Origin of the sequence: Halorubrum sp. CBA1125, from assembly GCF_009742825.1 — an archaeon.
GTDB lineage: Archaea > Halobacteriota > Halobacteria > Halobacteriales > Haloferacaceae > Halorubrum.
Genome location: NZ_WPCE01000103.1, coordinates 1 through 10,541, shown reverse-complemented (window position 1 = coordinate 10,541; position 10,541 = coordinate 1). Strand labels below are relative to the sequence as shown.

At 71.1% G+C, this 10,541-nt stretch carries 3 protein-coding genes and 4 pseudogenes; 3 read left to right on the top strand and 4 right to left on the bottom strand.

Annotation, left to right across the window (positions count from 1 at the left end; translation table 11 throughout):
* Positions 1–286, top strand: a pseudogene (locus tag GJ633_RS10225) (VOC family protein); the annotation flags it as partial.
* 1 nt (position 287) lies between these two features.
* Entirely contained in the window at positions 288–1,034 is a 747-nt protein-coding gene (locus tag GJ633_RS10220; RefSeq protein WP_156588745.1) for an alpha/beta hydrolase, read from the top strand.
* A gap of 85 nt (positions 1,035–1,119) precedes the next feature.
* Here the strand turns inward: GJ633_RS10220 and GJ633_RS10215 are convergent.
* From GJ633_RS10215 to GJ633_RS10200, 4 genes and pseudogenes are all read right to left on the bottom strand, one after another.
* Positions 1,120–3,182, bottom strand: a pseudogene (locus GJ633_RS10215) (SpoVR family protein).
* A pseudogene (locus GJ633_RS10210) lies at positions 3,179–4,590 on the bottom strand (DUF444 family protein). The pseudogenes GJ633_RS10215 and GJ633_RS10210 overlap by 4 nt, the downstream one beginning before the upstream one ends.
* Positions 4,581–7,002: pseudogene (locus GJ633_RS10205) on the bottom strand (kinase anchor protein). Before GJ633_RS10205 ends, GJ633_RS10210 begins: the two co-directional pseudogenes overlap by 10 nt.
* A gap of 1 nt (position 7,003) precedes the next feature.
* The gene (locus GJ633_RS10200; RefSeq protein ID WP_156588744.1) at positions 7,004–9,076 is read right to left on the bottom strand and encodes a PrkA family serine protein kinase; all 2,073 of its coding nucleotides are present in this window, start codon (positions 9,074–9,076) and stop codon (positions 7,004–7,006) included.
* Positions 9,077–9,518: 442 nt separating this feature from the next.
* Here GJ633_RS10200 and GJ633_RS10195 point away from each other — a divergent pair, with 442 nt between their 5' ends.
* Positions 9,519–10,199, top strand: a complete 681-nt coding sequence (locus tag GJ633_RS10195) for a DUF1028 domain-containing protein (RefSeq protein WP_321169015.1) — start codon at positions 9,519–9,521, stop codon at positions 10,197–10,199.
* Positions 10,200–10,541 lie beyond the last annotated feature (342 nt).

The window sequence follows — 10,541 nt, the reverse complement described above, 5'->3', positions numbered from 1 at the left end:
GGCCGCGCTCGACGACGCCGGGAAGGGGTACAACGTGTTCGACCGCGGCATCTTCCACTCGATCTACACCCAGGACAACAACGGGCTCGTCGTCGAGCTGTCCTCCGACAAGTACGAGATCCCCGACGACCGCAAGGGCGAGGTGCTGGCGACCGCCCAGCGGTTCCGCGAGGAGGACGGCGCCGACTTCGCGCAGGACCGCCACATGGAGGCCGCCCTCGAGGAGCTCGGGCTCCCGGTCAACAAGTACGACCTCCCGGACGCCGACGCGGGCGTCGGGGTCTGAGATGGCGGGCGGTCCGTCTGACCCGCACGCCGGAGACGGCCCGAACGCCGGCGACGACCCGCACGCCGCCGAGGAGCTGGTGACGGCCGGCGCCCCGCTCGCGGACGCGGACGCCGCCCTCGTCCTCGTCCACGGCCGGGGCGCGACCGCGCGGAGCATCGTCGACTTCGGCGCGGCGGTCGCCGGCGAGGACGTCGCGCTGCTCGCCCCGCAGGCGGCCGCCAACACCTGGTACCCGAACTCCTTTCTCGCCCCCGTCGAGCAGAACGAGCCGGGCCGTCGCTCCGGACTCCGCGCGGTCGGGCGGGCGGTGAACGCCGCCGCGGACGCCGGGATCGACGCCGACGCGGTCCTCGTCGCCGGGTTCTCGCAGGGCGCCTGTCTCGCGAGCGAGTTCGTCGCCCGGCACCCGACCCGGTACGGCGGGCTCGCGGTTTTGAGCGGCGGGCTCATCGGCGAGTCGGTCGACGTCGACGACTACCTCGCGGACGCGGGGGGCTCCGCCGGGGTCGACGGTGCCGCCGAGGAGGAGCGCGACGACGCCGAGGGCCCCCTCGCCGGCACGCCCGTCTTCCTCGGCTGCAGCGACGTCGACCCGCACATCCCCGAGGAGCGCGTCCACGAGACGGCCGACGTCTTGGCGGCGCTCGGCGGCGACGTCGACACGCGGATCTACGAGGGGATGGGCCACGGGATCAACGAGGACGAGGTCGACGCGGTGTCGGCGCTGGTCGCGGACCTCGGCTGAGGCCGGATCCCCGAGTCTCCCGGTCCGGCCCGCAGTCGTGAGCCCGTGAGCGTTCACGCCAGCCGGTCGGCCGACACCCGGCGGGTCACGCCAGCCAGTCGGCCGGCTTCGTGTCGTAGTCGACGTCGTCGGCCGCGATCCGCTCGCGGATCTCCGGGTCGAGGTCGTGTGCGGTGACCTCGCCGCCGTCGTACTGGAACCGCACGCCGACCTCCTCGCCGTCGGGCTCGCGGCCGTTCCGCTTGGCGCGTCGGAGCTCCTCCTCGTCGTACTCGACGCGAATCGTCGCGAGGTTCACCGGCCGGCCCCACAGCTCGAAGACGCGCTCCAGCGTCGCTTTCGCGCGCTCCTCGTCGAGCGCGACCCCGTTGTACCGGTGGCCCAAGAGGAGCTCGCCCCGGTTCCGGAAGTTGCCGTCGAGCACGACCATCGTCGGCTTCCCGAAGTTGGTGAACTTCAACAGGAGCTTCCGGCGCACGTCGTCCGGGTCGACGCTGGCGACCCGGTGTTCCTCGGCCGCCCGGCTGTACTCGTAGGTGAAGTAGTTCCGCTCGCGGACGAACTCGTCGGTGAGGAACGCGTCGATGAACGTCACGTCGTTGTGGCTTTCGCGGACCTCGAACATGCGCTCCCAGCCGGCCGTGCGGTCGACGTCCGCGAGCGCCGACTCGGCGTCGGGGTAACGGTCGACGTCGAACATGTACCGGGCCCGCTCTTCGAGCGTCTCCCGCGAGACGTCCCGGAGCGCGGTCCGATGTTCGGGCCGCGAGAGCGCGTAGTGGCGCTCCGCGAGCCCCTCGTCGGTGAGCAGCTTCCAGGGGTACCGCTCGATGTCGGGGACGCCCGGCTCGTTGGGGTCGCGGTCACCCTCGCGGGCGGACAGCGCGCGGTCGACCGTCTCGGCGTCGACGCGCGGGTCGCCCGCGGCGGCGAGGTCGGCCAGCTCGTCCAGCGTCGCCGGTCCCGCCCCGGCGATCGCGGGGTCGGGCGCCAGCAGGTCCGCGACGCGGTCGAGGTCGACCCGCGAGTGGAAGTTCTCCGGCGTCACCCCCTCGACGCGGAGCAGCTTGTCGATCACGTCTCGGCGGGCGGCCCGCAGCTCCACGTGGGTCCACAGCTCGAACCCGAGCTTGTAGGGGTTGAGGCCGGGCGAGCCGAGCACCCGGGCCATGTGGTCGGCGTAGGTGAGGAACTCGTCCGAGCCGGCGAACCCCTCGCCGCCCATCATAACAGACTCCCAGTACGTGGCCCATCCCTCGTTCATCACCTTCGTCGTCTTCTGGCCCGCGAAGTAGTACGCCTCCTCGCGGAGCGCGTCGATCACCGTCGTCTCCCACGGCTCGCGGTCGACCGCCTTCCCCGTCTCCGGGTCGTAGCGCTTCCCGTGGTCGCGTAAGAACGCGAGCACGTCGCGGCGCGGCTCCGTCGGTTCGAGCCCCTCCTCGCGCCCGTCGAGCCACTCGTCGTCGAAGAGTCGCGGCGCACCGACTCGCTCAGGTCGAGCTCGTCGATCCGGTCGCGGACCGCCGCGACCGCGTCGCGCTCCTCCGCCGCGACGTCCGCGGTCGGGTCGGGCGCGTCGTGCCCCCGCGCGGCGTCGACGGGGTTGTGCTGGTCGATCGTGTCCTCCAGCGCGCTCACCGCGTCGATCAGCCGCTCGACCTCGTCGCGGTCGACGTCCGGCCGCTCGGCGATGGCGGCGATCCGGTCGGCGTTGCGCTCCAGCCGGGCCGCGGCGTTCGGGCCGCCTTCGCCGCGGTCGGCGTACAGCCCGAACCACTCGTTGTTCGCGAAGAAGTCGGCGTGGGCCTCGACGTGGGTGATCACCGCCTTCTGGTCGGCGGCCGCGTTCGACTCCTGGAGGAACGCGTGCGCGGGGTCGTCGTTGTTGACGATCTCGAACGCCTTCCCCAGCCCGTGCCGGTCCTTCTTCTTCTGGCGCTCGTACTCCATCCCCCACCGCCAGTGGGGGTACCGCCGCTGGAACCCGCCGTAGGCGATCAGCTCGTTCATCTGGTCGTGGTCGACCACCCAGTACCGCACCGGGTACGGCTCCAAGCCGAGCCGCTCGGCGAGCGCCCTGGCCTCGCGGGCCGCCTCGTCGAGCGTTTCCGCCTCCCGCTTCGCCTCGATCCGGTCGTCTCTCATCGTCGGTCACCTCCGCCGCGACGGGCGGCTCGGCTGGCGGTCGTCGCGTCGGGGCCGGCGTCGCTTTCCCCCTCGCCGCGGTCCCCGCCGTCCGCCTCCGTGCTCAGGATCTCGTAGATCGCGTCGGTGACGTCGTCGGGATCGGCCACCCGCGCGACCGCGACGTCGTCGGCGTCGCCGAACGCCGCCTCCAGCTCGTCGGCGTGGCGGGCGTTCGACGCCGCGCCGCCGGGCTGGGTCTCGACGTACGCGTGGAGGTTGGCGTCGATCGACTCCATCAGCGGGATCACGTTCTCCGTGGTGTCGCTGCCGGCGTTCTCCGAGTCGCCGGCCGCGAACACGTACCGGTTCCACTCGCTGTACGGGTACTCCTCTAAGATCTCCGCGACCAGCTCGTACGCGCTGGAGATCCGGGTCCCCCCGCCCGACTGGATCCCGAAGAAGTCCCCGCGGTCCACCTCCCACGCCTCCGCGTCGTGGACGACGTAGCGGAACTCCGCGGCGTCGTACTTCCCGGTCAGGTACCAGTCCATCGGGGTGAACACCCGCTCGACCAGCTCGCGCTTCTTTTCGCGCATCGAGCCGGACGCGTCCCGGACGTTGACGACGACGACGTTGCGCTCGCGCCGCTCCGTCACCTCCGGGTGCCGGTACCGCTCGTCCTCCGGCCGGAAGGGGACGCGTTTCAGCCCGTTCCGACGGATCCGGGCGCTCACCGGCTCCGGGTCGCGCGCCGCGTCGAGCGCGTCGAAGCTCTCCCAGCGGTCGAGCGCGGCGACCGGCTCGCCCGTCTCCTCTGCAACCGTCGCCGCCTCGTCGGCGACCCATCCGCGCGAAACGGGGATCCCCCGACTCCGGGCCCACTCGAAGGCGTCGTCGACGCCGGCGCCCGCGACGAACAGCCCCTCGCGGACGAACGACTCGTCGAAGTCGGTCGCGAGGTGCCGCTTCAGCCCGCGCTTGAAGAACTCGTCGACGTCGAGGGTTCCCCGCGGGCCGGCGCGCGCGATGTCCGTGAAGTCGCCCTCCACCTCCTCGACGACCTCCTTCCCCTTCGGTTCGAGGTCGAGCCCGAGCGCCTCGTCGAGCTCGCGCGCGAACTCCTCGGGGTCCATCTCGTAGTACTCGTGGTCCCCGCCCTCCTCGCCGGGCTCGCCCTCCTCGTCGCCGTCGCCGGGCTCCGGGTCGACGGGCTGGCCGGGCTGGGGCTGGCCGTCCTGCCCCCGTCCGACGCCGCCGGCCGACCGCCGGTCGTACTCGAACGACGGCAGGTCGACGATCTTGACGGGGATCCGGATCCGGTCGGGGCCGGAGCCGCCGAGGTCGCCGTGCTGATGAACTCCGCGAGGTCCTCGCGGCGCGTCTCGCCGACCTCGCGGAAGCGCTCGCGGTCCTCGGTTAGTCCCACGTCGGATCACCCCCGTTTCGGCGGGAGCCGTCGCCGCTCGCGTCGTCGCTCGCGTCGACGTCGAGGTCGGTCCACTCCTCGCGGAGGTCGCGCATCACGGTCCGGCTCGTCAGCTCGGCGGACGCGGGGCTGTACCCCCGGTCGCGGAGCCGATCGATCGTCTCCGCCTTGATCCGGGCCGTCTCGGTGTCCGCGGGCGGGTCGTCCCACTCCGCGGGGTCGAGGTCGGGGAACCGGCGCTTCACGTCCGCGAGGTCGTTCGACTCCAGGACGGTCTGCAGCTCCGGGATCTCCCCCAGGTCGACCTCGTCGACGCTGAACGCGTCGCCGCGGTTGCGCCACGCGTACCGGGTGAGCGCCCGGATCACGCGCTCGCGGCGGAATTCCTCGACCGGACGGGTCGGTGCCGTCCCGCGGTAGTCGTCCTCGTCGAACCGCCCGAGCGTCTCCGTCTCGAACACCTTCATCGCGAGCGGGTCGGGCGCCTCCGTGCCGCGGTCGGTCTCGATATCCTCGTCGCCGTCCCACGCGTACACGTGCTCGACGTACTCCGCGACCCGCTCGGTCGAGACGGTCGCCTCCGCGAGGATCGCGTCGACCACGTCCTCGCGCTGGCGCTCCCGGACGCGGGCCTCGACCGGCTCGCGCCGGCGCTCGAACTCGCCGGCCTCCCCCCGCGAGAACACCGGCGCGTCCGCGAGTCCCTCCTCCATCGCGTCGAGCACGTCCTCGGGCGTGACCACCCGCTCGACCGACAGCTCCGGGTGGCTCCGGTCCGCGTCCGTCGCGAGCAGGTCGGCGATCGCGTCGCGGGTGTACGTCACCGGGATCCCGTTGCGGCCGTCCGCCTCCCCGAGCGAGACGTCCTCGACGGCGACCGCGTCGTCGCCGCGTCGCACCTCGCCGGTCTCGTACAGCTCGGCGGTCTCGATCAGGCCGAGGTCGCCGGGGAGGTCGTCCGAGTCGAGCCGCGTGACGACCGCGTACAGCGCCGCGGCGCCGATCGCGTGCGGCGCGATCTCCCGCTCGGTGACGCTCCCGTCGGCGTTGCGCACGTCGACGGTGAGCGGAGCCGCGGCCGGATCGGTGGCGTCGCCGTCGGGGCCCTCCGGGTCGGTCCGCGTCCCGCCCGCGCCGCCCTCGACCGCGTCGCTCCGGCTCGCGTCGACCGCGGTCGCCCCCCCCGATCTCCCGGCGGAGCAGCCGCGCCTCCAGTCGCCGGTTCGTGAGGTAGCGGAACTCGTGGCGGGAGAGCCGGCGCTTCAGCGCCTTCAGGGGGTCGGCGTCGCCGCGCTCGGCGTGGCGGTCGAGCTCCGCGTCGAGGTCCGGGTTCGAGATGACGACGAGCTGGGTGTCCAGGTCCATCCCGATCCCCTTGTCGAGCTTGACGCGCCGCTCGTCCGGGACGTTCAACAGCCGCCGGAGGAGGTCGGCGTGCTGGCTGGCGTCCTCGACGACGGTCGCGACCCCGTTGCCCTGCGAGAGGACGCCGTCGTAGCTGAACGCCTGGGGGTTCTTCCGCCCCCGGGAGTCGAGCTCGCGCACCATGCCGCCCATCCAGGACCCGACGAGCCGCTCTTTCGGCGTCCCGTCGTCCTCGGCGTGGAGCACCCCGATCCCCCGGCCGACGTCGACGACGTAGCTCGTCACCCGGAGGTGGTCGCGGTCCGTGATCGCCGAGAACAGGTCCCGACGGCCCGACTCGCGGTAGACGGACTCCAGGTGGTCGTACGCCTCCCGGCTGAACGGGTCGAGGTCGACGTCGGTGACGATCGGGTAGCCGTCGTCGTTGGCCGCGTCCGCGATCGACTCGCGGACCGGCTCCGGGAACACCGACAGCGGGTGCGCCTGAACCGGGCTGCGGTACCACGCGTCCGCGTCGCCGCCGCTGCCGTACGACAGGGAGGCCGCGCCGGTGCCACCCCCGCCGACGCCGGCTCCGGCGCCCGTCACGTTCCACTCGACGGTGTACCGCCGCCCCGCGTCGGTCTTCGAGAACGCGCGGAGCCCGTTGACGAGACACCGCTTGAACTCCGACTTCCCGGCCGCCGTGGGGCCGTCGATCCAGACTATCGTCTCGTCGTTGCCGCGCCCCGCGGCGGCGGCCCGGAGGTCGTCGACGAACGCGTTGAGCGCGCGGGTGTTGCCGAGCACGGCGTGTTCCCCGTCGTTCTCCGGGTCGTCGAAGAAGCGGTACCGGGTGAGCACCTCGCCGCGCTCGCGGACCTCGCGGGTCCCCTGCGCCTCGACCGCCGCGAGGATGTAGGCGGCGCCCGAGGCGGCGGCGGTCGGGTTCTCCAGCACCCGGTCGACGTACTCCGCGAGGCTCATCGGCGGGTCGTACGCCCCGCGGAGCCGGTCGTCGGCCGCCGCGAGGAACCCTTCGCCGTCGGGTCTAGATCGGTCGCTCATCTCAGTCCTCGTCTTCGATCTCCGAGCGCGCGACGGCCGCGCCCGCGTACTCCAACACCTCCGCGGCGCCGTCCTCGGAGTACCCCCGGTCGACCAAGGCGTCCACCCAGGCGCTCCGCTCCTCGTCGTCGAGGTCGGTCGCGGAGACCAGCGCCGAGAAGTTGATGTTGTGTTTCTTGTCCTCCCACAGCTTGCGCTCTAACGCGCGCCGGAGCCGGTCGTTCTCCTGGGGGTCGAAGCCGCGCCCCTCGCGGGCGCGTCGGGAGACCCAGTTCGACACCTCCTGTCTGAAGTCGTCCTTCCGGTCCGAGGGGATGTCGAGCTGCTCTTCGACCGCCCGCAGGAACGTCTCGTCGGGCTCGGTCTCCCGGCCCGTGAGCTCGTCGTCGACGGTGTCGTCGTCGATGTACGCCATCACGTGGTCCATGTACTTCTCGCCCTGGCGGCGGAGCTCGTCGACGTCGTACGCCAGCGCGTGCCGGACGTCCTCGATGGCGCGCTCGCGGTACTCCTCCCGGACGGTCTCCAACAGCCGCTCGTAGCGGTCGAGGTCGTCGGCGGCGATCGAGCCGTGCCCGCCGAGGTTCGCCTCGAAGTGGTCGAACACGGACAGCGGCGAGAGGTACGACCGGCCGCGGTGGGTGGCGTCCATGATCGCCTCCGCGATCTCGTCGCCGACGAACCGGGCGGAGATCCCGTCCATCCCCTCGCCGGCGTCGGTCGACTCGGCGGCGTCCTCGCGGAGCTTCCGGCGGTCGATCTCCTCGTCTTCGAGCTCGCCGTTGTACACCTTCGCCTTGTCGAGCAGGCTCACGGTCTCGTCGGTCGGCTCCTCCAGGCGGGTGAGCACGCCGAACAGCCCGGCCATCTCCAGCGCGTGCGGCTCGACGTGGACGTTCGGGACGTCGGCGTTGTCGAGCATCTTCTCGTAGATCTTCGCCTCGCTCTCGTACTCCAGCACGTAGGGGTAGTCGATCCGCTTGGTGCGGTCGTTGAACGCCTCCATCTTCTCGTCGCCGGTCTTCTCGCGGTACTCGGGCATGTTCGTCCGGCCGACGATCACCTGGTCGATGTCGATCCGCGGATTGTTCTTCGGTTTGATCGTCGACTCCTGGGTGGCGTGGAGGAAGTCGTAGAGGAACTCCCGCTGGAGTTTCAACAGCTCCTCGCCCGAGAACAGCCCGCGGTTCGCGTTGCAGAACGCGCCGGCGTAGTCGAACGCCCGCGGGTCGGACTCGCCGTAGACGGCGAGCTTCGCGTAGTTGATGTCGCCGGTGAGCTCCGTCTCGTCCTGGTTCTTCTTGTCCTTCGGCTCGAACGTCTCGACGCACTCCCGGCGGTTCTCGTTGGCGACCAGCCGCACGACCTCGACGTGTTCTGCGAGGACGGTCGCGAGGTCGTCGTCGTAGTGCGCGAGCAGCTCGTTCAGGTAGAACTCCGAGGCGGGGTCGGGGTGCTGCTCGTTCCGGATGGTGTACGGCGCGTCGAGCCGCTCGTTGAGGTCCTCGATCACCGCCTCGCGCTGCGGCTTCGGGAGTAGCACGAGCGGGTCCTGGTTCATCGGCGAGCGGACCGCGTCGTCGTCGGGGTCCTGGTCGTCGATCACGGACCGGAGGTCGACCCACCGGAAGGTGTACATCCGGCCGGCCTCCTCGCGGGTGTACGCCTCGAAGTACCGCCGGACGAGCCAGTCGAAGTGCGACTTCCCGGAGCCGACCGGTCCCAGGAGAAGCTTGATCCGCTTTTCGGGGCCGAGCCCGCGGGCGCCCGACTTCACCTTGTTGACGAACTCGTGGATCGCCTCGTGGACCTCGCGGCCGTAGAAGACGTTCTCGCCGTCGTGGATCGGGTCGTCCGCGGCCAGCGCGTACTCGACGACGCCGCGCTCCTCGTCGTAGCGCGTGCCGTAGTGGTCGAACATGTCCGCGACGCGCTGGTGGGCGTTCCGCGCGATACGCGGGTCCTCGTACAGCGCGTCGAGGTACCAGTCGAACGACCTGGCCGTTCTGAGGTCGTCCGGGACGTCCGTCTGGTACTCCGCGCTGAGCCGTTCGAGCGTGTGTTTTTCTGCCATCGTATCACGTCTCTCGGAGGGCAGGGAGGCGAGCCGGCCGGGACGCGACGGACGGACGCGTCGCTCCTCGTCCGCTATCGTCGTCTCATCGAACTGCGAGCAGCGCGTCGTCGGTGTGCGTGTCGGTGCCAGTCGTCGCCTCGCCTTTATCCGAGGCTATATATATGAGAGGGATTGTCACGCATAAATGTATCGGCCGTCGGCACCCCCGAACCGCCGCGGACCCCGTCGCAGTCCCTGGATCCGGCCGGTTCACTGCGGGTTCGTCGGGTCTCGTTCTGTACCCCGCGTGATATCGACGACGCGCACGGCCCGATGCCCACGCGAGCCGCCGCTGGCGCTCGCACGGACGGCCGCGGCGCTCCGACGGGTCCCCGCGAAAAAAGCGGAGAACGTCGCCCCCGGGGCGGAGCCTTTTGTCGGCCGACGTCACAGGGCGGACGTGACGTTCAGCATCTGCGTTCGCGAGCGGTACACGGACGACGACGGAGACGACCGGGTCCGGTACGGCGTGGCGGTGACGACGCGGCTGCCCGGCGTCGGCGCCCTGTGTCCGTTCGCGTCGGCCGACGGCGCGGTGGCGACCCAGTCGCTCGTCAACGCCGAACTCGGACGGAAGGGACTCGAGTACCTCGACGACGGCATCGCCGTCGACGACGCACTCCGGGCGCTGTTGAACGCGGACGAGGGGCGCGCCGACCGCCAGGTGCATGGCGTCGACGCCGCGGAGACGTTCGCGTTCTCCGGCGACGGATGTCGCGACTGGTACGGACACACAGTCGGCGAGAACTACACCGTCGCCGGCAACCTCCTGACGGGCGAGGAGGTGATCGCCGACGCCGCGGCCGCCTACGAGTCGACCGCGCACGGCGACGCGCCGCTCGCGGAGCGGCTGATCGACGCGCTCGCGGCCGGCCACGCCGCCGGCGGCGACAGACGCACGGACCTCGACGTCCAGTCCGCGGCGCTCCTCGTGACGAACACCGAGACCGAGGCGGACGACCCGTACTACGACGACCTCCGCGTCGACGCCACGGAGACGCCGATCGCGGACCTCCGGACGACCTACGAGACGGCGAAGCGCGGGTACGAAGCGGTCCTGGAGAAGTACGACGAGACGTAAGGTACTCTTCGCCCGCGCTTCCGTGTCCGCCCACGTTTCCGTCTCAATTCGGCGTTCCGGCTCTGTTGCAATCTATTCTTCAGATATGTTCTCGTCTGAAACAGCGGGTCGCTGAAACGTGCTAGTAGTACGATTAGTACTGTGTCGTTGCTGGCCGGGCGAGGATAGCTGCGGTGAGCACTCCCAAAGCCCCAGCCGTCGGCTGTACGTAGCTGCCACCGCGGAGAACACTCACAAAGCCCCAGCCGCGAGGACCTCCGAAAGACGGTCCTGCTCGCTTCGCTGCGCGGGCTGCGACTTTCGTGGTCCCGCTCGCTCCGCTCGCGGGACTCGGGGGCCTTG

Coding starts and splice junctions, on each gene's coding strand:
- GJ633_RS10220 (WP_156588745.1), top strand. CDS start 288: ATGGCGGGCGGTCCGTCTGACCCGCACGCCGGAGACGGCCCGAACGCC.
- GJ633_RS10200 (WP_156588744.1), bottom strand. CDS start 9,076: ATGGCAGAAAAACACACGCTCGAACGGCTCAGCGCGGAGTACCAGACG.